This is a genomic window from Obesumbacterium proteus (genome assembly GCF_001586165.1).
Taxonomy (GTDB): Bacteria; Pseudomonadota; Gammaproteobacteria; order Enterobacterales; family Enterobacteriaceae; genus Hafnia; species Hafnia protea.
This window is the reverse complement of the sequence record NZ_CP014608.1, coordinates 2,232,653-2,257,703: the sequence shown is the minus strand read 5'-3', so window position 1 is coordinate 2,257,703 and position 25,051 is coordinate 2,232,653. Positions and strand designations below refer to the sequence as shown.

At 57.5% G+C, this 25,051-nt stretch carries 22 protein-coding genes and 4 pseudogenes; 13 read left to right on the top strand and 13 right to left on the bottom strand.

Annotation, left to right across the window (positions count from 1 at the left end; all coding sequences use genetic code 11):
* Positions 1–8: 8 nt before the first annotated feature.
* The 11 genes from DSM2777_RS10600 to DSM2777_RS10550 all read left to right on the top strand — a co-directional run bounded on the left by DSM2777_RS10600 (position 9) and on the right by DSM2777_RS10550 (position 9,606).
* Positions 9–284 carry an EexN family lipoprotein gene (locus tag DSM2777_RS10600; RefSeq protein ID WP_061553916.1) on the top strand — a complete coding sequence of 92 codons (276 nt, stop codon included), beginning with the start codon at positions 9–11 and terminating at the stop codon, positions 282–284.
* A 71-nt stretch (positions 285–355) separates the two neighbouring features.
* Complete coding sequence (locus DSM2777_RS10595; RefSeq protein ID WP_061553915.1) at positions 356–1,405, top strand: TrbL/VirB6 family protein; 1,050 nt, start codon at positions 356–358, stop codon at positions 1,403–1,405.
* A gap of 89 nt (positions 1,406–1,494) precedes the next feature.
* Positions 1,495–1,635 (top strand): hypothetical protein, encoded by a 141-nt coding sequence (locus DSM2777_RS24665; RefSeq protein ID WP_167669505.1) that lies wholly within the window; start codon positions 1,495–1,497, stop codon positions 1,633–1,635.
* A complete protein-coding gene (locus DSM2777_RS10585) occupies positions 1,628–2,311 on the top strand; it encodes a VirB8 family type IV secretion system protein (RefSeq protein ID WP_061553913.1) in 684 nt (227 codons plus the stop codon). The genes DSM2777_RS24665 and DSM2777_RS10585 overlap by 8 nt, the downstream gene beginning before the upstream one ends.
* Positions 2,311–3,198, top strand: coding sequence for a P-type conjugative transfer protein VirB9 (gene virB9 / locus DSM2777_RS10580; RefSeq protein ID WP_061555377.1), 888 nt, complete (start codon positions 2,311–2,313; stop codon positions 3,196–3,198). The genes DSM2777_RS10585 and virB9 overlap by 1 nt, the downstream gene beginning before the upstream one ends.
* On the top strand, positions 3,195–4,511 hold the full coding sequence (gene virB10 / locus DSM2777_RS10575; RefSeq protein WP_061553912.1) for a VirB10/TraB/TrbI family type IV secretion system protein: 1,317 nt from the start codon (positions 3,195–3,197) through the stop codon (positions 4,509–4,511). Before virB9 ends, virB10 begins: the two co-directional genes overlap by 4 nt.
* Complete coding sequence (gene virB11 / locus DSM2777_RS10570; protein WP_061553911.1) at positions 4,501–5,520, top strand: P-type DNA transfer ATPase VirB11; 1,020 nt, start codon at positions 4,501–4,503, stop codon at positions 5,518–5,520. The genes virB10 and virB11 overlap by 11 nt, the downstream gene beginning before the upstream one ends.
* Positions 5,521–5,580: 60 nt before the next feature.
* Entirely contained in the window at positions 5,581–5,883 is a 303-nt protein-coding gene (locus DSM2777_RS10565) for a TrbM/KikA/MpfK family conjugal transfer protein (RefSeq protein ID WP_061553910.1), read from the top strand.
* A gap of 699 nt (positions 5,884–6,582) precedes the next feature.
* Positions 6,583–8,457, top strand: a complete 1,875-nt coding sequence (locus tag DSM2777_RS10560) for a type IV secretory system conjugative DNA transfer family protein (RefSeq protein ID WP_061555376.1) — start codon at positions 6,583–6,585, stop codon at positions 8,455–8,457.
* Positions 8,458–8,468: 11 nt separating this feature from the next.
* Positions 8,469–9,215, top strand: coding sequence for a MobC family replication-relaxation protein (gene mobC, locus DSM2777_RS10555; protein ID WP_061553909.1), 747 nt, complete (start codon positions 8,469–8,471; stop codon positions 9,213–9,215).
* Between the two features lie 103 nt (positions 9,216–9,318).
* A complete protein-coding gene (locus DSM2777_RS10550; protein WP_061553908.1) occupies positions 9,319–9,606 on the top strand; it encodes a hypothetical protein in 288 nt (95 codons plus the stop codon).
* A 163-nt stretch (positions 9,607–9,769) separates the two neighbouring features.
* Here DSM2777_RS10550 and DSM2777_RS10545 read toward each other — a convergent pair whose 3' ends face one another.
* Together DSM2777_RS10545 and DSM2777_RS10540 are read right to left on the bottom strand one after the other, a co-directional pair.
* Positions 9,770–10,714 (bottom strand): ArdC family protein, encoded by a 945-nt coding sequence (locus DSM2777_RS10545; RefSeq protein ID WP_061553907.1) that lies wholly within the window; start codon positions 10,712–10,714, stop codon positions 9,770–9,772.
* A 357-nt stretch (positions 10,715–11,071) separates the two neighbouring features.
* Positions 11,072–11,769 (bottom strand): IS1 family transposase gene (locus DSM2777_RS10540; protein ID WP_223862015.1). Its coding sequence is split into 2 segments (ribosomal slippage): positions 11,072–11,520 and positions 11,520–11,769, totalling 699 coding nucleotides; the frame shifts between segments, so codons are not numbered across the junction.
* Positions 11,770–11,818: 49 nt separating this feature from the next.
* Here DSM2777_RS10540 and DSM2777_RS10530 point away from each other — a divergent pair.
* Together DSM2777_RS10530 and DSM2777_RS10525 are read left to right on the top strand one after the other, a co-directional pair.
* Positions 11,819–12,751, top strand: a pseudogene (locus tag DSM2777_RS10530) (IS3 family transposase); the annotation flags it as partial.
* Positions 12,752–12,818: 67 nt separating this feature from the next.
* Positions 12,819–13,799 (top strand): annotated as a pseudogene (locus DSM2777_RS10525) (IS5 family transposase).
* Positions 13,800–14,023: 224 nt separating this feature from the next.
* On the opposite strand, the gene DSM2777_RS10520 reads toward DSM2777_RS10525, so the two are convergent.
* The 11 genes and pseudogenes from DSM2777_RS10520 to ftsH all read right to left on the bottom strand — a co-directional run bounded on the left by DSM2777_RS10520 (position 14,024) and on the right by ftsH (position 25,014).
* Positions 14,024–15,175, bottom strand: a complete 1,152-nt coding sequence (locus DSM2777_RS10520) for a S1C family serine protease (protein ID WP_003847784.1) — start codon at positions 15,173–15,175, stop codon at positions 14,024–14,026.
* 24 nt (positions 15,176–15,199) lie between these two features.
* Positions 15,200–16,169: pseudogene (locus DSM2777_RS10515) on the bottom strand (zinc metalloprotease HtpX).
* The gene (gene psiE-GI, locus DSM2777_RS10510) at positions 16,147–16,644 is read right to left on the bottom strand and encodes a heat resistance protein PsiE-GI (protein ID WP_016154556.1); all 498 of its coding nucleotides are present in this window, start codon (positions 16,642–16,644) and stop codon (positions 16,147–16,149) included. The pseudogene DSM2777_RS10515 and the gene psiE-GI overlap by 23 nt, the downstream one beginning before the upstream one ends.
* On the bottom strand, positions 16,641–18,356 hold the full coding sequence (kefB-GI, locus tag DSM2777_RS10505) for a heat resistance system K+/H+ antiporter KefB-GI (RefSeq protein ID WP_039185889.1): 1,716 nt from the start codon (positions 18,354–18,356) through the stop codon (positions 16,641–16,643). Before kefB-GI ends, psiE-GI begins: the two co-directional genes overlap by 4 nt.
* Before the next feature lie 3 nt (positions 18,357–18,359).
* The gene (trx-GI, locus tag DSM2777_RS10500) at positions 18,360–18,800 is read right to left on the bottom strand and encodes a heat resistance system thioredoxin Trx-GI (RefSeq protein WP_000786816.1); all 441 of its coding nucleotides are present in this window, start codon (positions 18,798–18,800) and stop codon (positions 18,360–18,362) included.
* Positions 18,790–19,935 (bottom strand): RNA polymerase sigma factor, encoded by a 1,146-nt coding sequence (locus tag DSM2777_RS10495; RefSeq protein WP_047363777.1) that lies wholly within the window; start codon positions 19,933–19,935, stop codon positions 18,790–18,792. The genes trx-GI and DSM2777_RS10495 overlap by 11 nt, the downstream gene beginning before the upstream one ends.
* A 79-nt stretch (positions 19,936–20,014) precedes the next feature.
* A complete protein-coding gene (gene hdeD-GI / locus DSM2777_RS10490) occupies positions 20,015–20,626 on the bottom strand; it encodes a heat resistance membrane protein HdeD-GI (RefSeq protein ID WP_001090779.1) in 612 nt (203 codons plus the stop codon).
* Positions 20,627–20,715: 89 nt separating this feature from the next.
* On the bottom strand, positions 20,716–21,603 hold the full coding sequence (yfdX2, locus tag DSM2777_RS10485) for a heat resistance protein YfdX2 (RefSeq protein WP_061553906.1): 888 nt from the start codon (positions 21,601–21,603) through the stop codon (positions 20,716–20,718).
* A gap of 102 nt (positions 21,604–21,705) precedes the next feature.
* Positions 21,706–22,620 carry a heat resistance protein YfdX1 gene (gene yfdX1, locus DSM2777_RS10480; protein ID WP_057631349.1) on the bottom strand — a complete coding sequence of 305 codons (915 nt, stop codon included), beginning with the start codon at positions 22,618–22,620 and terminating at the stop codon, positions 21,706–21,708.
* A gap of 22 nt (positions 22,621–22,642) precedes the next feature.
* Positions 22,643–23,101: a small heat shock protein sHSP20-GI gene (gene hsp20-GI, locus DSM2777_RS10475; RefSeq protein WP_001275372.1), complete on the bottom strand. Its 459-nt coding sequence runs from the start codon at positions 23,099–23,101 to the stop codon at positions 22,643–22,645.
* Between the two features lie 87 nt (positions 23,102–23,188).
* Positions 23,189–25,014: pseudogene (gene ftsH, locus DSM2777_RS10465) on the bottom strand (ATP-dependent zinc metalloprotease FtsH).
* Positions 25,015–25,051 lie beyond the last annotated feature (37 nt).

Genomic DNA, 25,051 nt, shown 5'->3' with positions numbered 1-25,051 from the left:
GGTTATCCGTGCTCAGATCCTTATTCACCTTATGCACACTCTCAGGCGTTATCGTGCTCTCCGGCTGCAAGGAAACCAAATCCGAAGCCTGGTATAAACAGCATCCTGACGAAACTTATGCGGTTTATACGCAATGCCTGAAGGATGGCGAGGCAAGCGATAACTGCGAATTTGCCCACCGGGCAGCACTTATGTTTGCACAGGAAGGCCAGCCCGGGGTTAAGGAGAAATTTGAGGCGATATTTCAGCAGGAAGCTGAAAAACGAAATGCTGTGACACAGTAATTTTTCCTCCAGCAAAACAGGGAATTCTCCCTGTTTTTTATTTCCTTTCTTTATATATCAGGTGAGGCACCATGTCCGGTGGTATTTTTGTTGGTATGGACAAAAACATCATGGATGGACTGAATGCCGTACTGGAAGGCCAGTCTTCCACTTACGGCACAATGATCAGCGCCATCATTGTCAGCTCTTTTACCTTATTTATACTCTATCGCGGTTATCAGACGCTGGCTGGCAAACTCCGGACCCCGGTTGAAGATGTCGTCTGGGATGTGGGGCGAATGCTGCTTATCACCACCTTTGTGTTAAACCTTGATGGCTGGCTGGATATGGTGGTAGCGGCAATCCAGGGACTCAAAGACGGTATCAGCGGCGATGATAACATCTGGGCGCTGCTCGATACCGTCTGGGAAAAGGCACAGGCGCTGGGGCAAAAGTTATTTAATATGGACACCTCAACTTACGTCAAACTGAATGGCGGCCTTGCCGAGGTGCTGGTATGGGGCGGCGCGATTGTCCTGCTGATGGCCGCCACTTTTGCCAACCTGCTCGCCGAAATCACCATCCTGTTAATGACGACCACCGCGCCGCTCTTTATTTTCTGCCTGCTGTACGGTTTTCTTAAACCGATGTTTGATAACTGGCTGAAAACGATTTTCGCGGCAATACTGACGATCATGTTTTCCGCCTTATCCATCCGTATCGCCATTAATTACCTGAATAAAATACTGGATACCGCAGCAAAAACATCCGCAGAAACCAATATGGTGACGCTGGCGGCGCAGTGCCTGCTGGCCGGGACAGCGGCGGGTGTGGTGGTCTGGTTCTCCGCAAAACTCGCCAGCGCACTCAGCGGAGCCGCCGTACAAGCGGTACTGCAGGGCGCAGCCATGAGTGGCCTGGGCGGACTGGCGAACAAATCCGCCGATCTCGCCGGACCCGGTATAAAAGGCGGTGCCCGGATGGCCGCCAGAGGTGGCATGGCCGCCAGAGGTGGCATGGCCGCCGCCACGGTGGCTGGCAGGCTCATCAGCGCAGGCGCGGGTAAAACCGTGAACGCCTGGCAGAAACGCGCCGCCGCCATCGAAAGCATGAAACGCCTGAACCGGCAGCGTCACCGTTAATCCTTCCGACCGTTAATTTCCTTTCCCCGTCACGCCGTGGCCTGCGCCACCGGTGCGGCATTCCTGCATCCCTGTAATAAGGAGTTTCCATGAAATTCAGAATCTTCCTTCTGATGCTGTGCATGCTCACGGGCTGCGCACGGCATCAGGGCGACCTTCCGCCGGTATCCGGCGAACCCGAGCCGGTAAATTCCCCCGCAATCATTCAGGAGCTGACTCACCATGTCTGATATTCAGAACATTGTTAATGTTTCCCGCTCTTTTGAATCCATCCTGCTGGAAAAGGAGGAGCGTTCCCGAAAAACCGCCTGGCGGATGGCTGCTGCCGGGCTGATGCTGGCCGCAATGGCGATTGCGGCCATTATTATTCTACTGCCGCTGAAAACCACCGACATTGAGTTATGGTCGGTGGATAAACAGACCGGGCGTTATGAATATATGACCCGCGTGAAGGAGCGGGATATTTCTTCTGAAAAGGCACTGGCGCACTCACTGGCAGCACACTATGTCAGACTCCGCGAGGGATACAATTATTTCTTCCTTCAGCGTGATTATGACGACGTACAGTTATTTAACAGCGACAGCGTGAACCGGGACTATCTGGACTGGTTTAACGGCGACCAGGCACCGGACGTAATTTTTAACAAGGCGGAATATGTCGTTTATATCGATATTATTTCCAATGTGCATGCGCCCGCCACCGGGCCGGATAATCTGGCGACCCTGAGAATTAAACGCACGATCCGCCGCATTGCCGATAATTCCGTGAAAACGGATGTCTGGAATATCCGTCTCACTTACCGCTATGTGCCACACCAGCAACTGACCGACAGCCAGCGTGAAGTGAATCCGCTGGGCTTCATCGTCACCAGCTACCAGCGCGATAAAGAGCTGAGGGGGGAATGATGCTGAAACACATTCTGCTCCTCACGGGGTTACTGGCGTCATGCGTGGCATGGAGCGCGGCGACACCACGCGGCAGCACGTATGACAGCCGGATGCAGAACGTCACGTACAACAGCCAGAATGCCACGGTCGTCCGTACCCGCCCCGGCTACGTCACCATGCTAGTGTTTGACGATGGTGAAACCGTTATCGATGCGCAGGCGGGTTTTCCCAGAGGCTGGACCGTGACGAAAAGCGACAACCGGGTGGGCGTCAGCCCGAACCCGATTACCCAGCCGGTCACGGACGCCAGCGGCAACAACATCAGTCAGGTGTTTCTGCCGACAGAGAAAGACTGGAAAACCAACCTGTTCGTGGTGACTTCGAAGCGCGATTACAGCCTGGAACTGAACGTGCTGGACCGCGACTCACCCGCTCAGGCCTTTGTTATCCGCTACCACTATCCTGATGAGCAGCGGAATAAATCCGCTGCCGCCAGCGCCACCCGCCAGCAACGACAGCAGGAAGCACTGGACCGGCAGCGGATAGCGGCAGCATTCCGGCAACCGGCCTCGCCGCGGAACTGGCGTTACAGCAAACGAGTGGCCGCCGGTTCCGCCGCCATCGCCCCAGACTTTACCTGGGATGACGGTCGTTTTGCGTATATCGGTTTTTCCCCCACGAAAACCCTGCCTTCCGTTTTCCGGGTGGTTAATGGTCAGGAGCAGGCGGTCACGCCGCAGACAGTTCAACAGGGCAACTACACCGTGATGGTGGTTCCGGCATCGCCGCAACTGGTACTGCGTTACGGCACCTCGGTGGTGGGCGTGGAAAACGCCGGATCCGGGCGTATCCCGGTAACCCGCAGTGACACCGTTTCACCGTCCGTTACGCTGGAGGCAAAATGACTGACAGACCTTTCCCGGACGAACCGGAAAAAACCACCGCAGAGCGGGAAGCGGAAGCCCGTGAACGCGCCCGTTCGGCAATGGCGACGCAGACGCCGGAGCAAAAAACACCGCCCGGCCAGCCGGAAGTGACCCGTTTCCGTAAGGCGTCCGGTCACCGCACGCTGATCGTCAGCCTGCTGAGTCTGGCGCTGGTGATCGCCCTCGCATCCGGCGGCGATCGTCTTCTCAGCGCCCTGAAAAGGGGCGATGAGAAGGAAGCCGACACCGCACCGCCGCCCTCCACCGGGGCGACGCAGCATGAGCGTAAAAATCTGGGCATGGACAGTAACCCGTTTGGCCTGTTCGGACAGCGCAAACAGCAAGGCACAGACCCGGCCAGTCAGACCGTCACCAGCGCACCCGCCCTGCCAGCAGAGCCGCCCGCCCTGAACAAAGCGGCAGCACTGGCAGACGGGCTGAACAGCGGCAGTACAACGGCTGGCGGCAATGCCCGCGCGTCCCGTAGCGAACCGCGCAACCGCGCGGGAATGTCGGAGAGCCAGCCAGTCTCCACGGCGTACACGTCCTGTCGGTCGGTACTGGTCAGAGGGGCGGATGGCCGCCTGCGCTGCCCGGATCCCGCCGCACCGGAAACCGCGCAGGATACGGTTGACAGCGACAATCCGGGCGTCGCCCGTGTCACCGGGGTCAGACGGCTGGGCCTCGATCCTGATCTCTATATCCCGGTGGATCGTTATATTCCCTGTTCGATGATGCGGCGCTTTGTGTCCGATGTCGGCGGCCATATCTCCTGCCTGATTGGGGAGGATGTCTGGAGCGCCAGCAACCATGTGAAGCTGATCCCGGCGGGAACGGTCGCCCGTGGCGTCTACCGCACCGGGGCACTGCAACACGGGCGCAGCCGGATGTTTGTGCTGTGGACGGAGCTGCGCACGCCGGAGCCCGGCAGCCTGCAAATTCCGCTCACCGATACGCAGGCCACCGGCCCGCTCGGCGAGGCGGGGATTGCGGGCTGGATCGACAGCCATTTCTGGGAGCGTTTCGGCAACGCCCTGATGCTGAGTACCGTGCAGGACGTGGCGGCAGCGGCGTCAGAGGCCGCACCGGGGAAAGACCGCAATACCGACTACACCGAAAACACCCGCGCCGCTACGGCGGAAATGGCGAAAACGACGCTGGAAAACAGCATCAGTATCCCGCCCACGATGTACCTGAACCAGGGTGATGTGATCGGCATCATGACCGGCACGGATATTGATTTTTCCTCTGTTTATCAACTGCGACTGAAAAAGAAATGGTATGAACACTGAAAACCTGTCACTGGAGTTTATGAAAAACCGGTTGTTTGGTGATTTCCTCGCGCAGGAGGGCCTGACGGAAATTGCCATTAACCGGCCGGGTGAACTGCATACGAAAATCCGGGGGAAATGGCAAAAACATGACTCCCCGGTCACGCTGCGTCAGTGCCATGCCTTTGCCAGAGCACTGGCTTCCTGGCATGAGGATAATATTGACGACACGTCGCCGATCCTTTCTGCAACATCAGGAGCCGGCGAGCGTATTCAGGTGATTATTCCCCCGGCCAGCGAACGTCATACGGTGTCCGTTACGCTGCGCAAACCATCGTTTGAGCAGAAAACGCATCAGTCATGGATTGATGCGGGATTTTACCAGCGGGTGAGCGGTCAGGAGAAAACGGAAAGTCATGATGAGGCACTGATACGGTTATACCACAGCGGGGACATTCCCCGCTTTATGGAAAAGGCGGTGGAATACGGAAAAACGATTTTTATTGTGGGGGAAACCGGCTCCGGCAAAACCACCTATATGAAAACGCTGCTGCATTATATTCCGCTGCATCTCCGGTTAATAACGATTGAGGATAACCCCGAAATCCGCTTTTATCACCACGGCAATTATGTTCATCTTTTTTACCCTGCGGATGCCGGGGATAACGCCATTGTCACACCTGGCAGACTGATACGCGCCAGCTACCGGATGAACCCTGACCGGATATTACTGGCGGAAATTCGCGGACGGGAAGCGTGGGATGCGCTGAAAATTGTCGGTTCCGGGCATAAGGGTTTAATCACCTCCCTGCATGCGGGCAGCCCGGCGGAATGTATTGACGGGATTATTGACCGCTGCTATGAAAACCCCGACTGCCGGGATATTCCTTATGATGTGCTGTTACGTAAGGTGCTTAAAAGCATTGATGTCATCGTCAGTATTGATATACACGGCGATGTTCGCCAGATGCATAATGTTTACTTTAAACCAGTTCATTTAAATAGCATGAAAGAGGTATTCAGAAAATAACTCTGGCAAACAACATAACCAAAGATATGTAACCTTTCATTAATCATAACGGTGGCTGAAATGAAGAAAGTCATACTGTCTGTATTATTGTTCTGCGTTATGGCGTCATGTTCAACAACTGTAATGGCTGCTGATACCTGCGAAGTGGTGTTATGTATGTACGGTAAAGCAACCGGAAATGGCGGCGGCAGTGAATGCCATTCGGCTGAACGGGCATTCTTTAATATCGTAAAGAAGAACAGGCATGGTTTTCTGCCTGACCATACGGCTGATGCCAGAAAATCGTTTTTACTTGAATGTGATTCGGCAGCCCCTGCTGCTATCAGTCAGATCATCAGTAAATATGGCCCCGTTCGTGGTTAACACTGGCGAGACGGGCACAGAGCATGACGGTTTTCAGGTTTTTACGGCTTCTGTTTTTCGCGGATTAAGGAGCGAAGAAACAGGGGCCGTAAAAATGAGGCAGCGGACAGAATTATTTTCGCGGGTTAAGGAGCGAAAATAATTCAGGCACCGCGCCTCACCTGCAAACAGCCGCGCCCACGCGGATTTTGCAGGCCGGGGGGAGCCGGATAAATTTCGCCGCCCCGGCGAGCGAAAAGCTGTCGCCCACGACAGCGGTTTATCCGGGGGGCACAGCCCCGCACACCGTCGCCGCTAAGTCTCCGGCCCAAAGCCGGTAGCGTGGCGCGACCACCCTCTTTAAAGGTCAGCTTCCCTTTTATTCCCGCTGCGAGGAACGAGCAAAGGGAAGAAAAAGGCGAAAGCGACCGTCTTAAAGGGGGTGGTCGCGCGTAGCGGGCGACGGTGTGCCGCCGTTGACGTCGGGGGTTTTGGCGCAGCGTCCAGCCGCGACATTACCCCCATGCGACATATCATAAGGGCGTCCAGCCCGCATGAACTGGCGCACGCCGTTTGGTGCAGGAAAGCATGCTTTCCTGCACATGGCCGCAACGCGGCCACCTTCTTCGCCCCTGACGCTCGCCCCGCCTTTTCGCCCGACACCGTGGGGCGAATTGATGGGGCGATGTCATGGGGCGAACTGCTGACAAAGGAGGCATCGTGATTTTGAATAAGCTGGCCGTTTCACTGTCGCCGATAGTGAATGGCGCGCTGAGCTTCATTGCTTTTATGCAACAGCATCAGCTGATGCTGGCGCTGTTATCGGGGCTGACGATGCCGTTTTTCGCGTCGATGAAAAGCGATGAACGGCAAAAAGCCCCGTTGTGGCAAAAGCTGATTATTGCTTTTTCCATACTGTGTTTTCTTTGCGGTACGATGGCCCCGGTTGTTATCTGGATTTTCCAGTGGCTTTATAAAGGCCGTGTAGTCACCAGCATTCCCGTTCTGGCATGGCCGGTGCTGATTGCCTTTACCGTAACGGGTTTTATTTTGCATATTTTGCTGCGCAGAGTATTAACACCTGAGTTAGACAAAATAAAGAAACGCCTCGTCAGGAAAACCACGCTTGAACGGGAATTACGCACCGATGTCCGTACGGTGAAATCACTGCTGCCGGAAACACTGCATTATGACCCGCTGGATTATATCGACCTGAACAAAGGGTTATTTATCGGCATTGACCGCGATATTCAGCCGATGTACCTGCCGTTAAAAGACTGGCAAAAACAACACGCGGATATTATCGGCACCACCGGTGCTGGTAAGGGCGTTGCCACCGGGATATTACTTTATCAAAGTATTCTGGCCGGTGAAGGCGTATTTGTGATGGACCCCAAGGATGATGAATGGGCACCCCACCTTTACCGCAAGGCCTGTGAGGATGCAGGCAAACCTTTTGCCTTAATTGACCTGCGAAAACCCCAATACCAGTTAAACCTGATTGAAGCGATCACCGCCGATGAACTGGAAGAACTTTTCGTTGCCGGTTTCAGTCTGGCAGAGAAAGGTCAGGAATCTGACTTTTATCGGATTGACGACCGGAAAGCGGCCCGGATAGCCGCGCAATTTGTCACCCGAAATACTGCCTCAACCATTCGGGATGTTTATAACGGCGACTACGTTCAGGGTATTACCGATAAAATAAAAGCCTTTTTTGGGAAAATTGAAGAGCTTGCCTTACTCAATGCCATCAATGCGCCGACAGGATTTTCGCTTAATAAGATATTTGAGGCAGGCGGTTGCTGTTACGTCATCGGTTCAATGCGCAACAGCAAAATCATTACCGCTCAGCGCATGCTGCTGGTTCGCCTGTACCAGCTGGCAGAAAGGCGCGAGCGGGTGAAAGATGTGCCCCGCCCCATTGCAATTTATCTTTCCGAACTGAAATACCATTTATCCAGGCCCGCACTGGAAGGTTTAGGCGCGGCACGCGATAAAGGCGTGCATATTATTATGGACCATCAGTCTATTGCCGATTTAAAAGACTGCCCGGCAGATTTGAAAGGTGACGCCGTTGTCGGCGCTGTCGTTGAGAACGCCAAATTCAAACTGGTTTATCGTGTCATGGATCCTGACACCGCTGAATGGGTGGCGAGGATGTCAGGCACTATATTAGTCGATGATGAGGTCCGCAAAGCAAAAACCGATGCCGTGCTGACAGAGACTATCGACAGTGAACGCACCATCAGGCAGGCCGAGCGTTTCTTTACCGACAGCAATATGATCCTGAATCTACCCGATTTTGTCAGCTTCATTTTTACGACAAAAACACTCCCCTCTGCTTCGCTGATTTCGCCCATCAGGGTGAAGAAACGCGAACTGGAGATCTGTGCCGTGTCGCCCGCGATTGCCGCCACCGCCGCAACGGTAAACGTCACCCTGGATTTTAGCGAGGAGGAAACATCCTCCGTATCCGTATCAATGCCGGATATCACCACAACGCGGCCCGATCTTTTTTTTGATGAGACGGGCGAAAAAGACACAACAACACCGAATGCCGATAAAGAGGAAAACCCGTCATTGTTGGATTTTTAAAGGGGGGAATGATGCTTATCACCACATACAGCGAACGCCAGACGCGACACCACGAAAAAATACAACGACTGCTGAATTTTCTGAAGGAGGAAACGTACAGTGACTTTAAAACACCGATGCTGCTGTTCGGTTTCAGGGATCATAAATCACTGTATTCCCTGCTTTCAAAAGCCGAGGGTATGGGCTTGATACAAAAACATGTCCTGGTATCGCGCACGATGAAAATTTCATTATGGGGCATAACCACTGACGGGCTGGCCGTTGTATTAACCCCCGACGATGCGATTTTTCCGGCGCGGTTTGAGCCTTCAAAAATTACCGGCTGGACGCTGGAGCACCACCTTGATAATCAGACCGCCCGTATCATCCTTGAGCAAAAAGGCGCATCCGGATGGATAAACGGCGATCGCACAACCTTCCTCAATCGTTATCAGACCAGCCACCGCCCGGACGGACTGATTACCCTGCCCGGCGGCATCGTGATCGCTATTGAGACCGAGCGCCGTCTGAAAACCAAAGCCCGTTATCAGTCGATCATCGCCAGTCATTTGCTTGCCCGAACCCGTAAAGACTGGATTTACGTTTTTTATATCGTGCCGGACCCGCAGAAAAAGCGCGGTCTTGAACGGCTGTTTGACAGCATCCGGCACGTCATCGTTAACCATCAACACATCCCGCTGGAAACCCGCCACCGGAATGTCTTTCGCATCTACACGCTCGACGAGCTGCAACGGCTCGATTTAGACCACGGCATATAGTTCTTCTATATCACTTACAGTCCCAACCCACGCAGCAGCGAAACGAGCTGAAATAATGCTCGTCTAAATACTCACCCAACATCAGAACAGACAGGACACCAGAATGAACAGAGAAACTGACCAACTTTCGGACGTACTGACTGAAATGAGCGCAAAAGCGCTAGTGACATGGATGACGCATTCCGCATTGCAGGACATACCACGCGAAGCATTACTGGTTCGCGGCAGCGATTTTGTGTACGCCCTACAGGCAAACTTTGTGCTGCTACGTGATGTTTTGTCAGAAACGCTGGAAGATATTGAGCAGCATAGCCATGACCTCGAAGAAAGACTTAATAATCTGGAACAGCGGCTGCTTGCGCTTCAGGTAGTTGCTGGTAACCGAGAATAACTGCCCATTCCCCCCTGTCCGTGTGACTTGCTTTATTCCACTGTAGAGACATGACTGTTCGGTGCTCGCCTGGCTGCGCTCCGCCTCACTCATGTCTCTACAGCGTTACTGGTTAAGCCTATCCCAGCACTCAAAGCCGCATTTCTTTGCGGCCACTTCCTGCTCAGATTTTATCAATTAAATAACGATGCGCTTTCGATGCCGCGCTGGCGGCCTTGAAAATATAGCGTTTGTCGTTCTTCAGTGCTTTCAGCCAGGAAGCGATATAGCTTTCATGCTGAACCTCCCCGACAATCCCCAGGTCCGCCATCAGGAATGCGCTTCCCAGTTCGGCGATCAACTCCTCAAACGCATAATTCTCACTGCCAAACTTTCCTTTCATTTCACGGTTCAGCCGGCTTTTTGCCCCGCTCCAGTGAACCAGCTCATGCAGTCCGGTGGCGTAGAAATTGGCCGCATCGGTAAAAAGACAACGTTCAGGTAAACGGATTTCATCGGTTGACGGTGCAAAAAAGGCGTTTTGTCCCTTCTCAATGATGGTTGCACCACTGTTACGGAAAAGCGCTTCAACCTGCGGTAACGGCTCAAAGGTCTCTGCCGGGAAAACGGCTTCCTCACTCAGAGGCAAACCATCAATTTGCTCAACATTAAACACGGTGAACGTCTTCAGCATCGGGATAAAGTCAGTTTCTCCGTCGTCATTTTCCTTTTCCAGGGTCGTATAGAAAATGGCTGTTGTGCCATGTTCGCCTTTACGCACCTGCCCGCCTTCCGCTTGCGCCTGTTTGTAAGTCATCCAGCGGGAATCGCTGAATCCCTGTTTAGATGCGCTGCACCACAGCAACATGATATTCATGCCACTATAAGCCACACCAGTGGCGTAATTGGAAGGCAGACCAGACATGCCATCTACACGTTGCCACGGGCAAGACCACGGTTTTACACCGGCTTCTAGCGCAGAAATGATGCTGTCAGTAACGGTCTGATAAATGTCGGTTCTGGTTTGAGAAAATTTCGTTTTTGAGGAGCCTGACTGCTCCAGCGGGGATACGCTGGTCGCCGCTGCGGTGTTAGGGGCGCTAGTCTTGTTATGCAGGGAAATAGTCATGATTTTTTCTCCGTCAGTGATGTGATTTTCGTCTTCGTATCGCCTGACGGTTCGCTTTCACGGCATCGTTCTGTCCTGCAAGGGCGCAGCATGCGTGCCATTTACCCTTGCGGGACAGGTTGTGTTGGGAAACGATTAACCGGAAGCTGATGCGGGAAGATAAATCACGCGGGAGAAAAAATGCCCCTGCATAGTCGGGCGTAGCGCCCCTTGGTTCGTAGCGGTGAAATGTAATCGTCGTAGTAGGTCCATGTTCACGACTCAGCCGTTCAATGGAACGAGCGACGACTTAAGACATGACACAGTATCTAAACGGAAAACCAAATTCTGAAGCGGCAATTGGGTAATGACTCCAACTTACTGATAGTGTTTTATGTTCAGATAATGCCCGATGACCTTGCCATGCAGCTCCACCGATTTTGAGAACGACAGTGACTTCCGTCCCAGCCTTGCCAGATGTTGTCTCAGATTCAGGTTATGTCGCTCAATGCGCTGAGTGTAACGCTTGCTGATAACGTGCAGCTTTCCCTTCAGGCGGGATTCATACAGCGGCCAGCCATCCGTCATCCATACCACGACCTCAAAGGCCGACAGCAGGCTCAGAAGACGCTCCAGTGTGGCCAGAGTGCGTTCACCGAAGACGTGCGCCACAACCGTCCTCCGTATCCTGTCATACGCGTAAAACAGCCAGCGCTGACGTGATTTAGCACCGACGTAGCCCCACTGTTCGTCCATTTCAGCGCAGACAATCACATCACTGCCCGGTTGTATGCGCGAGGTTACCGACTGCGGCCTGAGTTTTTTAAGTGACGTAAAACCGTGTTGAGGCCAACGCCCATAATGCGTGCACTGGCGCGACATCCGACGCCATTCATGGCCATATCAATGATTTTCTGGTGCGTACCGGGCTGAGAGGCGGTGTAAGTGAACTGTAGTTGCCATGTTTTACGGCAATGAGAGCAGAGATAGCGCTGATGTCCGGCAGTGCTTTTGCCGTTACGCACCACGCCTTCAGTAGCGGAGCAGGAAGGACATCTGATGGAAATGGAAGCCACGCAAGCACCTTAAAATCACCATCATACACTAAATCAGTAAGTTGGCAGCATTACCAAACTCCGGGCGCAACTAAAATGCACCGAAGAAGAACGGTATATCCTGAAAAAGGGCGCGCGGTACTTTGCAAGGGAGCCCGACTGAAGTACCGCTTTATCAATGAGCACCGAACTGTATGGGGTGTGATGACGATGTGTCGGGTACTGAATGTCGCCCGGGCCGGGTTCTATGCGTGGCTGCATGACCCTGCCTCGGCGCGTGATAAAGATAGCCAGCGTCTGCTGACGCTTATCCGTGACTCCTATTCACTGAGCGGAGGCGTATACGGTTACCGCCGGGTTCATGGCGACCTGAACGAAATCGGGGAAATCTGCGGTAAAAACCGGGTGGGCCGTATTATGCAATTGAACCGGATTAAAGCCGTGCGCGGCTATAAAGCTCCGCGTCGTATCGCTGGCCGACCTTTAGTGGTTGCGCCTAATCGTGTGCAGCGGCAGTTTACCGTTGTCCGGGCCAATCACCGATATTACTTATATCCGCACCTGGCAGGGCTGGCTGTGTCTGGCGGTGGTTATCGATCTCTTCGCCCGTAATGTGGTCGGCTGGTCGATGAACCCCACTCTCTCACGCGAACTGGCGCTCGACGCGCTGATGATGGCGGTCTGGCGCCGAAACCCAGACGGCGAGGTCATCGTACATCGCGATCAAGGTAGTCAGTACGGCAGTAACGACTGGCAGAGCTGCTGCCGGGCCAATAACCTTGCACCGAGCATGAGCCGGCGTGGCAACTGCCATGATAATGCGGTGGCCGAATCGTTCTTCAGTTCACTGAAAAAAGAACGCATCAGGAAGAGAATATACAAAACTCGGGATCTGGCCCGGCCGGATATCTTCAATTACATTGAAGTGTTCTACAACCGGGCCCGTCGCCACAGTCACCTCGGCGGCGCCAGTCCGGAGGCCTTCGAACAGGCCTCATCGTGAGGACAGAATTTGTCTACGGGCGTGGGGGCAGTCCAAAATACGCTGATCCCGCCACCCGAGTTCTTCCATGAAGCAGATGACCTTCGCCGACGCCGAGTATGCCGGCAAGGGCAAGCAGACCCGCAAGGAACTGTTCCTGATCGAGATGGATCAGGTGGTGCCGTGAAAAGGGCTGATTGCCCTGATCGAACCGCATTATCCGAAAGGCGAAGGTGGTCGCCCGGCGTATCCCTTGATGGCGATGCTGCGTATCCATCTGATGCAGAACTGGTTCGGCTACAGCGATCCGGCCATGGAAGAAGCGCTGTACGAGACGACCATCCTACGTCAGTTCGCCGGGCTGAGCCTGGAGCGTATTCCTGACGAAACTACCATCCTCAACTTCCGTCGTCTGCTGGAGAAACATGAACTGGCAGCCGGCATCCTCTGTGTGATCAATGGCTACCTGGGGGATCGCGGTCTGTCGCTGCGCCAGGGCACTATCGCCGATGCCACGCTGATCCACGCGCCCAATTCAACCAAGAACCAGGACGGCAAGCGCGACCCGGAAATGCACCAGACCAAGAAGGGGAACCAGTATTACTTTGGCATGAAGGCGCACATCGGCGTTGATGATGAATCGGGGCTGGTACACAGCGTGGTGGGCACGGCAGCCACCGTGGCGGATGTCACCCAGGTCGACAAACTGCTGCACGGCGACGAGAACGTCGTCTGCGCCGATGACGGCTACACAGGCGTCGAAAAGCGCTCCGAGCATGCCGACCGAGAAGTGATCTGGCAGGTCGCAGCACGCCGCAGCACCTACAAGATGCTCGATAAACGCAGCGCCCTGTACAAAGCCAAGCGCAAGATCGAGAAGGCCAAGGCGCAAGTGCGAGCGAAGGTAGAGCCCCCGTTTCGCGTGATCAAGCGGCAGTTCGGCTACACCAAGGTACGTTTCCGAGGGCTGGTGAGGAACACTGCACAACTGGTGACGCTGTTTGCCCTGTCGAACCTATGGATGGCCCGCCGACATTTGCTGGCAAGCGCAGGAGAGGTGCGCCTGTAATGCGGAAAATGGCCGTCGCAAGGTGCTCGCGACGGCTGAAAGCACCGAAATGAGCGGGTGATCCGATCGTTTTTGATCGGTTCACCGCTTTCAAAATCAGCAGTGGCTGAAGTCAGCCGGAAATACAGGGCTACTTCAGACCATCCCTAGCTAGGGCTCGTAGTTCGGCGCAAGGCTGAAGTCGCTTGGCTGCTTCGCTGTGCAGATCCATGACCCACTTTCCATCAAACTCCCGGTTGTAGTTCCACAAGCATCTCGCGAGTCTTGCCGGCCCGCTCCACTAACAAGACCACAACATCTCCAACGTTCTTGTCGTCTAGCCGGGCCTGTAATGTGGTGACGTCGTCGACGGCGATACCGTCGATGCTGATAACGCGATCGCCGGGCACGATGCCGCCTGCGGTGACCTCGACGCCGACGAGCCCGGCCCTGTGCGCCGCCGAGCCCGGCGTCACGCGCAATACGAATACGCCCTTACTGCCGGTCAGCGCCTGCAGACGCGCGTTGAGCTGCTCATCCACCTCGATGCCCAGCGCCGGACGGATGTACTTGCCGGTCTTTATGAGTTGCGGCACCACGCGCATGACGGTATCGACCGGCACCGCAAAGCCTATGCCGGCCGAGGCGCCAGACGGACTGTAGATGGCGGTATTGATTCCGATCAGCCGCCCAGCCGAATCGAGCAGCGGGCCACCGGAATTGCCGGGGTTGATGGCGGCGTCGGTCTGGATCAGGTGATCGATGGCCGGGCCGCCCGCTTCTCCCGGCAACGAGCGGTCGAGCGCGGAGACGATACCAGTGGTGAGCGTCCAGTCCAGGCCGAAGGGGTTGCCGATAGCGAACACCTTCTGACCCACCTTGAGGTCGGCACTGGTGCCGACCGGCACGGCCGGCGGGCGCTTGAAACCGACGCCGATCTTGAGCACGGCGATGTCGTGCGCGGGGCTCGTCCCCACCAGAGCGGCCTGGTAGTCGCGGCCGTCGGCCAGTTTGACGGTGGCTTCGGACGCGCCCTGGATGACGTGGAAGTTGGTGACGACGTGGCCGGCGTCGTCCCAGATGAAGCCCGAGCCAGTGCCGCGCGGCACGGAGAACACGTTGCGCGTCCAGACATCGCGTACTAATTGCGCGGTGGTGATGTAGACCACCGAGGCGCGCGATTTTTCGAACAGTTCGATGGTGGTTTTCTCGTCCGCCGCCAGATCGCCACGCGCCATCACGGTGCGTTCTGCTGCCTCGCGCGGACTGAACCATGCCTCGATGGCGGGCAGAAATTGCCACAGCAGCATGAGCGCGGCAATGCAGGCGGTGATGAAGAGCCCGCGCCGGACGAAGCGGTCCGGCGCGGGGCGTTGGTACGGGTCGAGATAGGCCATGAGACGTCTCCTGTTGATGGGCAATCAGCGCCACAGCCCGCTCGGGCGCCAGCGCGGTGGGCGCGTCGCCAAAGCGGATTCCGGCAAAAAATGGGGCGCGCGGAGTGGCAACGCTGATGCTGGCCCAGGCGCCAACGTCAGCAGGCGTGCGATGCGCTCTTGCGTTGCCGGACGCGTGCGCAAGCAGGAGGGCTCGGGATTGCCCCATCCCGGCCATAGCCAGGCACGCCAGGAGCGGCTGACCCGCTCGATTTTCGCCAGCGCGGACGCCAGCCCCTGCGGGTCGCCAGTCAGTTCCGCCGCAAGGCGGTCAGCGTCGAACTCACGCACGCGAGACAAGCCGAGCTGTGCGAGCAGGGCCAGCTGGGGCGATGCGGCCAATAACAATAGACCAGGCCAATAGACCTCCGCCGCGCCAACCAGCTGCGCGGGCAGGCTGAGCAGGATCGCGATCTGTCCCATCAGGGCCAGTAGGCTCGTGAGGCGACTGTCGGAATCCGCCAGCCCCATGACACGCAGATCCTCATTAGCGATGTGCGCGACCTCGTGCACGAGCACACCCGCCAGCTCGCGTGGGCTCAGGCTGCGCAGCAGGCAGGCCATCGGTGAGGGCGATCGATGCCTCCTGCTTCGATCCGGTGGCGAAGGCGTTGACGACGGCACTGGGCACATAGTGCGGCACCGGCGTGGCGGGCAAACCGGCACGGGCGGGCAGCTCGCGCAACAGGGCCCACATCTTGTGGGCTTCTTGCGGGTGCAAGGCCCGTACGCGGTACAGGCGCAAGCTCAGCGCCGACGCGGCTACCGGTTCCAGCAGCAACGCACCTGCAACGGCAAACAGCGCTAGCCACAGGCAGCCTTCCCCAAACGGCAGTCTCCCTGCTGCGGCTGCGATCCCGACCATGGTCAGGACCAACAGCCCGGTCTGCAGGCGGTTGAGCCAGCGGTGTTGCAAGAGCGCCGTGCGCGGATCACTGGGATGATGACGGGTCATGCTCAGAGGTCTCGGCGGCGCGGTCGCCGCGCTTGCGCAGCAGCCAGTAGGTCGCACCCAGAGCCAGCGTGGCGCTTGCCAGCGCGGCTATCTTTGCGGGGCTCGCGTCGGAGTCGAGGATCACGAACTTGCGGGAGAGTGCGATCAGCGCGATCAGGACCACCGTCTTGACCTGGATGATGCTGTCCCGACGCAGCGCCACGCGCACGATGGAATGCTTGAACTCCATCGCGATCAAGAGCGTCATGATCATGCCGAACACGCTCTGGAATACCTCGTGGTCCAGGGGATTGAAGGCATCTAGAACCAGCAGCGTGAAGACGATGGAGATGAGCTGGAACAGCGACACCACGATGATGACGGCGATCACCGCCGACAGCACGAGCGCGACGACCTGCTCGAAGCGCTCGTAAAAACTCATGATGGCCAATTGGTCACGTAAGACCTGAAATGGGTTAAGGCGTGTTGATTTCATGACGATGAACTCCCTGGAAAACGGCTGCTGTCGAGACGGCGGCGCATTGCGCTGATGTGTCCTTCAATCAGCTCGGTCGACATGCCAAGCGTCGACATCACCTGTTCCGCCAGCCCAATAGCTGCGGCAAAGGATTGCTGATACACGCGCACGTTGGGCATGGCGCGAAATGCATCGGCCGCGGTCGTACTTCTGCATGACACCCACAAGGTCAGCGCCGGACGGCGCTCGGCAATCGCCTGGGCGATGCGCAACGCTTGCTGGGCATGGGCGAACGTCAGCACCACCAAGTGCGCATGCGTCAAGCCGGCAGCCAGCAAGGTATCGGGCCGACTGGCATCGCCATGGAACACCGGCGCGCCGGCGGCACGCGCGGCCTCGACCTTCTGCGCATCCGCCTCCAGCAGCAGATGCGCCACGCCGGCGTGGCGAAGAATCTCGCTGACTGTCAGGCCAAGCTCGCCCGCGCCGCAAACGATGACATGGTCTCGATATCGCGTCGTCTGCGCGGCGATCTCGACTTCTTCAGCCTGGGGTGGCTGAATGACGCCGCCGGTGCGGCTCAAGAACCGGGCAAGTACATCGTGATGGCGGATCAGTAGCGGTGCCAGGGCCATGCTGAGCACCAGCGCGACCAGCATGGGTTGGACGACGGTCGCGGGGATCAGATGCTGCTGCAAGACCGTGCCCAACAACAGCAGGGCGAACTCGCCGCCGTGCCCCAACGCTATGCCCGTGCGCCAGGCATCGAGGGCGGACAGGCGCGTCGCCCGCAAGGCCAGCGTATTGAGCAGGATCTTGACCGGTACCAGCACCACCAGCCACGCCAGCACCGCCAGCGGTGCCGAAAGAATCTGTGCTGCGTCCAGTTGCAGGCCGATGGTCACGAAGAACACGCCCGACAACACATCGCGAAACGGCCTGAGGTGGCTTTCCATGTGGTGCCGGAAGTCGCTCTCGCCCAGCACCATCCCGGCGAGGAAGGCCCCCAGGGCGGCGGATACGCCGACCGCGTGCGCAGCGGCGGCGGCAGCCACCACCACGCACAAGGAGACGAGCACGAACGATTCCTCGTGGCCCCGCCGCGCCACCCAGCCCAGCAGGCCATGCAACAGACGGCGCGAGGCGAGGGCCGCTGCCGCGAACAGCAGCAGCACACCGAATACTTCGAGCAGCACATGCTCGATCTTCGGCGACTCGCCGCGCGCCCAGATCGCCAGCAAGGCCAGCAGGGGCACGCTGGCCAGGTCCTGAAAGACCAGCACGGCGATGGCACTGCGTCCGTGGCGGGTGGTGAGCTCGCCTTGGTCGGCCAGTTGTCGGCTGACCAGCGCCGTGGACGACATGGCCGCCGCAGTGCCGAGCAGCGCGGCGCTCTGGCCGGGCTGCCCCAGCCACATCAATAGCAGGATCAGCGGCGGGGCCACGGCGATCATCTGCAGAGCGCCCGCCATCAGCACCGTCCTGCGGGCGAGCCAGAAGTCTCCGAGGGAGAATTCCAGTCCGACCATGAACAACAGCAGCGCCACGCCCAGCTCGGACAGAAAGCTCAGCGTCTCCCCCGGCGCGATCACGCCGATGACTGAGGGGCCCAGTACAACGCCGACAGAGAGATACCCCAGCAAGGCGGGCACTCTGAACGCCGCCGTCGCCATCGCCGCCAGGCTGCAAGCTGCCAGCAGGATTAGTGTAGTGCCGAGCAAGCCCTGCATCGGTCAGCGTCCCACTTGCGTCGACGTCCAGCGCACGATGTCCTGCGCGCCCATCACGCCGGCCTGACGGGCGATCTCCCGCCCACCCTGGAACAGGGCAAGCGTCGGGATGCTGCGGATACCGAACTGCGTGGCCAGGTGGGGCTCAGCCTCGGTATTCACCTTCGCCAGCCGGATCCTCGGTTCGAGCTGGTGCGCCGCTTGCTGGAACTGTGGCGCCATCATCTTGCACGGCCCGCACCATGGCGCCCAGAAATCGACCAGCAGCGGCAGATCGCTGCGCTCCACGTGGCGCGAGAACGTCGCCGTGGTCAACTCGATGGGCTCGCCCGTGAACAAGGGCTGCTGGCAGCGGCCACAGTTGGGATGTTCCGATAGCTTCGCAGTCGGTACGCGGTTGATGGACTGGCAATGCGGGCAGACAAGGTGAAGATCATTCTTCATGGTTCGCCTCCTTGGACCACAGTGAGGCTGCCTCGTTTCGGGTCACAGACAATGCCGACCAATCAACGCCTTGGAGCCAATCGTTCCCGTTTTTGCTTACTCCGGCCTCTTCCAGATGAGCAGCGATGAATGCTTCGGCCTGCATGAGCCACCTTCGGACAGCATCTTCCTTACTAGGAATCAGCAGGATTTCAGAGACGCTGCTGGCATTCAGCCCGTCCACACGGATAAGCAGAAAAATGCGCCGCCACAAACGCGGCATGTCCTTCAGCAGGTCAAATGCAAAAGCGAACTCGCTCGACCGATCAATCAGCTCCTCCTGTTCCGCGATCGTTGCGACATCGGGATGCTGACTGCCAGCGAAAATATCGGCCAGCTTGAGTGTGTCATCGTGCTGATAAAATTCGAAGATTTCCTCTTCCACCATGGCCTCGGCCACGTCTTGGGCATCCGGTTCGACCGGCGCGTCCAGAGAAACGGATTCGCCAAATTGCCGGCTGCTTGCCACTTCGTTATCCAGGACGGCGAACAGATGCTTCAAAAGACCGGTGTAAGCCTCTTTTTCCCCCGGCACGGATTGCCATTCCACCTTAGCTCGGACAATCGCTTCATCCACCACGTCGCGCAGCGTCGGATAATCGCGCGGTAAATCGCCGACGGCCCGCAGATAAGCCAGCTCACGCCTTGCGACAGCCTCAAGTTTCGACAGTAGAGGCATTCGGGTCACCTCGGCCTCATGGGCGGCTGATGCGGGTTTTGCGGCAATCCGCACCTTGAGCTCGCGCAAGCGCTCGCGTCGTGCTTTGCGCTTGATTTGATCCTGAGCATGCAGTCGGTCAAAATGCTTCTTGGCCTGACGGAACAACGACTGTGCGAGCATCTGCGCGAGGGGCGTCAGCTCGTTATGTGATGCAGTAACGCTGACAATCTTTTTGCCGGGCAGGTGCATATAGCCACTGGCCAGAAATTGCCGCTTGATCTTGTCGCGATCAAGGACGATTTGAAGTCGCGCTGAATCTTTAGTGTGTTTGTCGAGCAATGGCTTGAGGGCGTGCTCGATCACATTTCCCAAAGCTCTCTGCCAAGGTTCATGAAACTCTTTGTCGATAGCTCGATAGCTATATTGTATCTGCATGTATGACTCCTTCGATGTCATTTCTATGGAGGCATGAATCGAGGATGCTCATATCCATAGATTTTGGTTTGGCACGCTCTTACCCCAGGCGCGTTTTGCGAAGACTCCAACTCAAGAACAAAAGCGTGACGCCATAGACTGCCGCATGGAAACCCAACAGCCAGCCTGCGGCCACGAATGACTCGACCGGACGGGTAAAAAATATCCACAAGACGATAGCACCAAGGATAATCGAGAGCAGTCCACTGAGGGCAAGCCAGATTTCACCCTTGATTTCCCGACGCAGCCGAACGGCGGCGGATATCTCCAGCACACCGGTGAAAATCGCCCAGAAGCCCACGCTAGCCCATAAAAAAGAAGCCAAGACTATCGTGGCGACCCAAGGAGCAACCAGGACGACGACGCCCGTAAGTATGCCGACAATGCCGCTGAACAGCAGCCAGCCCCAGCGCTCTTTTTTCTGGATATGGCGCACCGCTGCAAACAAGTTGAACGCGCCATTGACCAAGGAAAATGCGCCGAACATGATGGTCATGGCCAACAGAGCCGATTGTGGCATCCAGAACGCGAGGGCTGCAAAAATCAATGCCAAGACACCGCGCAGCACAAAAAGCCACCAATTTTGGCTCAGCGAACACAGTGCTTTGGTGGGGTCATCCGCATTGGAATTGGCGATGGTGTCTGTGTTCATGCAATATCTCCTAAAGATCTATACAAAATAAAAAATCAAACACTCATGGGACAAGAGAGGGGGCGCTATGCGCCCCCTCTCCAGCGGTTTCAGAACAACTTGGACAGTTTTGCCTTGACTTCATCGAGCCAGCCTTTTCCGCAGCCTCCCCCTCCCGTCTTTTCCTTGATTTTCTTGAGTTCAGCGTACAGGGGCTCAAAGTCCTTCCTTTTTCCATAGCCCAGCAGTTCTGCCATTTCCAACTGCTGCCGGGCTTCGTTCAACAATGTCTCCAGGTGCTCATTGGATGCTTCGCTGCGCTGACCATCTTCTACCAGGGGCTCGGCGCGCTTCAGGAGCAGCTTCGCACGCAGGACGGGCAGCGGAAGCACGCTGCGCTCCTCGACCAGTGTGCTGAGCGCTGACTGCAGCGCGGCTTTGGCTTCTTCGATCTTGCCCTGATCGATCAGCGGCACGACTGCCTTCACGGCTGCGGGATAGGACGCCAAAGGGATGTTGGTGACCGTGATCACGATTTCACTGGCCAGCAAAGCCAGCACGTGGCGAGCCTGTTGCACCTCGCCATGTTTGAGGGCATCCAGCGCCTCGTCGGTCATCGCCTCAATGGTTTCCGTGTTGGCGAACAAGTCGTGCACGATGGTGCGCACATCAACGCCGGCCAGGGCGAGCGTGGGTTCGCGCGCGACGATCAGCTCCAGCTTTCCCGTCACTTCGGCCAGCGTTGCCAATGCGCGTGCAGTGTCCTTGCCGTCAAGTGCGGCCAGCGCTGATTTGGTCAGCGACAAGGCCGAGACTGCCTCATCGAGGACTTGTTTACGTTTGTCTGCCGCCTGCGAGTCCGTTTCTTTCTGAACCTCAGGCTGTACCTCCGTGACGACTTCAGGCTTGGACTCTGGACTGACAGGAAGGCTGCTTACCGCGGCCTGTTCGTTTATTCCTTCGTTCGTCGCATTGGGATTCGGTGTTTGCTCATTCATGGTGATATGCCTCGTATGAGATAGTGAAAATAGGCGAATCTATTGGGGCTGAATGCGAACATCGCGAGACTGACCGACAGAGCAGTCAGCCCCTTCATCACCTCAAAACAGCTTTTGGATGCGCGTCTTCAACTCGTCGAACCATCCCTTGCCGCTTTTGCCACCAGCCGACTTTTGCTCAATGGACTTCACCTGATCGAAGATGGGTTTGAAGTCCGCCTTCTTGCCATAACCCAGGATCTGCGCCATCTCGATCTCCGTGCGCACGGACGACAGCAAGGTGCTGAGCTCCTCGTTCTGCTTGGCATCGCGCCTGTCAGTCTCGGCCAGCTTTTCAGCTTTTGCCATCGCGGCTTCGGCCCGTAGCACGGGCAGAGGAAAGGCGACCGAGGTCACCACCAGCGTGTTCAGTGCTCGGGCGAGTTCCGCTTTGGCGTTGTCGATCTCGCCGCTGTCGATGAGCCGTACGGCCGACTTGATCGCTGCCGGGTACGTTGCCATCGGAAGGTTGTCGGTTTGGATTACGATTTCGCTGGCCAGATTGGCAACGATGGGCCGGGCCTTTTGCACCTCGCCATCACCCAACAACTCCCGAGACAACTTAACCGCTTTCTTTACCGATTCCACGTTGGCGTGGATATCGTGGGTGATGACGCGTACATCGACCGGCGCTAAAGCAAGTTTGGCGTCGCGTGCCAATACCAGTTCCAGCTTTCCGCTGGCCAGTTCCAGCGCAGCAAGCGCCTCCTTGGTCTTCTTTGCATCAAGGAGGGTCAAAGCCTCCTGGGTCTTGGTGAGCGCCGTGATGGCGTCTTGAGTGAGCTCGGCACGCTTTTTATCGGCTTCCCGGGCGGCCTTGTCATCTACCTGTGGCTGTGCCGCCTTGGATGCGGCAGAGGGTGCTGCAGCACCTGGGCTAGAACCTGCCGCCGATTGGGCCAGAGCCGGTCCGCTCAGTCCGACGACGACCGCCAGGGCAAGTGCGGAGAAGGTGTATTGTGGCTGTTTGATATTCATGATCTTGGGCTCTTGGTTGAAGTTAGTTGACTGAGATTTCAATCTGTTTCGGTTTGGCTTGCTCGGCCTTGACAAGCCGCACTTCCAGCACGCCGTCTTTCATGGAAGCCGTCACCTTGGTCGGATCAACGTTGTCAGGCAAGACAAAGCTGCGCACAAAGCGGCCATACGCACGTTCGATGCGGTGGAACTTCTTGCCCTGCTCCTCTTTTTCCAGTTTGCGCTCGCCGCTGATGGTGAGCACACCGTTTTCCGCGCTGACGCGCACGGCATCCTTGGGGACCTCCGGCAGATCCAGCTTGAGGAGGAATGCGTTCTCATCCTCGCTGATGTCCGCCATTGGTGCCCAGTCCGCCGTGGTCATGGCTTCGTTGCCGGTACGGGCGCCCTGTCGCTGGGGTATTCGTCCGAACATCGTCGCCAGGCGGTTTTGCAATTCATCCAGTTCCCGGAAGGGGTCCCACGGAGTCAATGCAGACATATCGGTTCTCCTTGAACAATGCCGACGAATTGGATGACGCACTGAACAGAGCCGTCGGTTTACTCTGAATGGCACCTACTACTGTTTTCAGTTCCGAACAAGTCCTTGAGTCAATTGACGGATATCGCTTTCGTCGAGCGTTTCCCGCGCCAGCAGCTCGCGCGCACAGCGCTCCAGCACCGCGCGGTTGATGTCGAGAATCCGGTAGGCGTGCTCGAACACGCCCATCACGATGTCGCGGATAGCCTGATCGATGCGCGCCTGGGTCGATTCGACCACCCGGCAACCGCCGTGGGCCAGTTCCGGTGTATCGACAAAGCGGGGCCGCTACGCCTCGAAGGCGATGTAGCCCAGGCCCTCGTCCATGCCAAAGCGGGTGATCATGTCGCGGGCGATGTCGGTGGCTCGCGCCAGATCGTCCGCCGCCCCGGTAGACAACTCGCCGAACACCAGCTTTTCGGCGGCACGCCCGCCCAGCAGTACGACGATCTTGTGCTCGAGATCGGTACGCGTCATCAGGAAGCGGTCTTCGGTGGGGCGCTGCAAGGTGTAGCCCAGCGCGCCGATGCCGCGCGGGATGATCGAGATCTTGTGTACGGGGTCGGTTTCGGGCAGCGCCAGCGCCACCAGCGCATGGCCCATCTCGTGATGGGCCACGGTTTCCCGCTCCTTGGGATTGAGCACGCGGCTCTTCTTTTCCAGGCCCGCCACGATGCGCTCGATGGTCGCGGTGAAGTCCTGCAATTCCACGGCGGACGCACGGCGTCTCCTCGCCGCCAGCGCCGCCTCGTTGACCAGATTGGCGAGGTCCGCGCCGGAAAAGCCCGTGGTCAGTGCGGCTACCTGTTCGAGGTCTACATCCTGGGCCAGCGTCACCTTCTTGACATGAACCTTCAGGATGTCCAGCCGCCCCTTCTTGTCGGGCCGGTCCACCAGCACCTGGCGGTCGAAGCGGCCGGCACGCAGCAGCGCCTGGTCGAGGATTTCGGGGCGGTTGGTGGCGGCGAGGATGATCAGCCCGACCGAGCTGTCGAAGCCGTCCATCTCCGTGAGCAGCTGGTTGAGGGTCTGCTCGCGCTCGTCGTGACCGCCGATGGGGCCGCCGACGCCGCGCGCGCGGCCCAGCGCATCGAGCTCGTCGATGAAGATGATGGCCGGCGCCTGCCCTCGGGCCTGCTCGAACAGGTCGCGCAGGTCGCGCACACGGGCCGCACCCACGCCGACGAACATCTCGACAAACTCTGATCCGGAGATGGAGAAGAAGGGCACCGCCGCCTCGCCGGCAACAGCCTTGGTCAGCAATGTCTTGCCGGTGCCCGGTGGGCCGACCAGCAACACGCCCTTGGGAATGCGCGCCCCGAGACGGCCATAGTCCTGCGGATTCTTCAGGAAATCGACGATCTCGACCAGCTCCGCCTTGGCCTCATCCCCCCCGCCACATAGGCGAACGTCACACCGGTGTTCTTTTCCACGAACACCTTGACGCGGCTCTTACCGATGTTGAGAAACCCGCCCATGCCCTGCTTCTCGGCGAAGCGGCGGAACAGGAAGAACCAGACGCCAAAGAAGGATACCGCTGACAGGATCCACGACAGCACATCGCGCAGCCAGGTGCTCTCCAACACGCGGGCATAGGGCACGTCGTACTTCGACAGGCGATCGGCAAGATTGGGTTCGACCCTCGTTGCCACGATCGTCGTCTTGCCCCGGCTGTCCGGCGACTTCAGGCGCCCGGTCACCGTACGATCCGACACCAGCACTTCGGCCACGCGCCCCTCGTCCAGCGCCTTCTCGAACTCGCTGTAGGGCACCGGCTCGACGGTTTTCGCCGTCTGCCAGTAGCTCTGCAAACTCAGCAACAGCAGGAGGGCAACGATCCAGTAGCCGGTATTCCATTGATTCTTTTTTTCCATGGGCCTTGTTCCTCGAAAGTCGAGTTGCCAGAGGATC

What these genes read in the sequence shown, in the direction of transcription:
- DSM2777_RS10495 (WP_047363777.1), bottom strand. Translation starts at nt 19,935, where the DNA reads ATGCAGATACAATATAGCTATCGAGCTATCGACAAAGAGTTTCATGAA.
- virB11 (WP_061553911.1), top strand. Translation starts at nt 4,501, where the DNA reads ATGAACACTGAAAACCTGTCACTGGAGTTTATGAAAAACCGGTTGTTT.
- yfdX1 (WP_057631349.1), bottom strand. Translation starts at nt 22,620, where the DNA reads ATGAATATCAAACAGCCACAATACACCTTCTCCGCACTTGCCCTGGCG.
- virB9 (WP_061555377.1), top strand. Translation starts at nt 2,311, where the DNA reads ATGCTGAAACACATTCTGCTCCTCACGGGGTTACTGGCGTCATGCGTG.
- DSM2777_RS10595 (WP_061553915.1), top strand. Translation starts at nt 356, where the DNA reads ATGTCCGGTGGTATTTTTGTTGGTATGGACAAAAACATCATGGATGGA.
- DSM2777_RS24665 (WP_167669505.1), top strand. Translation starts at nt 1,495, where the DNA reads ATGAAATTCAGAATCTTCCTTCTGATGCTGTGCATGCTCACGGGCTGC.
- virB10 (WP_061553912.1), top strand. Translation starts at nt 3,195, where the DNA reads ATGACTGACAGACCTTTCCCGGACGAACCGGAAAAAACCACCGCAGAG.
- kefB-GI (WP_039185889.1), bottom strand. Translation starts at nt 18,356, where the DNA reads ATGCAGGGCTTGCTCGGCACTACACTAATCCTGCTGGCAGCTTGCAGC.
- DSM2777_RS10550 (WP_061553908.1), top strand. Translation starts at nt 9,319, where the DNA reads ATGAACAGAGAAACTGACCAACTTTCGGACGTACTGACTGAAATGAGC.
- DSM2777_RS10520 (WP_003847784.1), bottom strand. Translation starts at nt 15,175, where the DNA reads ATGGCCTATCTCGACCCGTACCAACGCCCCGCGCCGGACCGCTTCGTC.
- DSM2777_RS10585 (WP_061553913.1), top strand. Translation starts at nt 1,628, where the DNA reads ATGTCTGATATTCAGAACATTGTTAATGTTTCCCGCTCTTTTGAATCC.
- DSM2777_RS10565 (WP_061553910.1), top strand. Translation starts at nt 5,581, where the DNA reads ATGAAGAAAGTCATACTGTCTGTATTATTGTTCTGCGTTATGGCGTCA.
- psiE-GI (WP_016154556.1), bottom strand. Translation starts at nt 16,644, where the DNA reads ATGAAATCAACACGCCTTAACCCATTTCAGGTCTTACGTGACCAATTG.
- DSM2777_RS10545 (WP_061553907.1), bottom strand. Translation starts at nt 10,714, where the DNA reads ATGACTATTTCCCTGCATAACAAGACTAGCGCCCCTAACACCGCAGCG.
- mobC (WP_061553909.1), top strand. Translation starts at nt 8,469, where the DNA reads ATGCTTATCACCACATACAGCGAACGCCAGACGCGACACCACGAAAAA.
- hdeD-GI (WP_001090779.1), bottom strand. Translation starts at nt 20,626, where the DNA reads ATGAACACAGACACCATCGCCAATTCCAATGCGGATGACCCCACCAAA.
- hsp20-GI (WP_001275372.1), bottom strand. Translation starts at nt 23,101, where the DNA reads ATGTCTGCATTGACTCCGTGGGACCCCTTCCGGGAACTGGATGAATTG.
- trx-GI (WP_000786816.1), bottom strand. Translation starts at nt 18,800, where the DNA reads ATGAAGAATGATCTTCACCTTGTCTGCCCGCATTGCCAGTCCATCAAC.
- yfdX2 (WP_061553906.1), bottom strand. Translation starts at nt 21,603, where the DNA reads ATGAATGAGCAAACACCGAATCCCAATGCGACGAACGAAGGAATAAAC.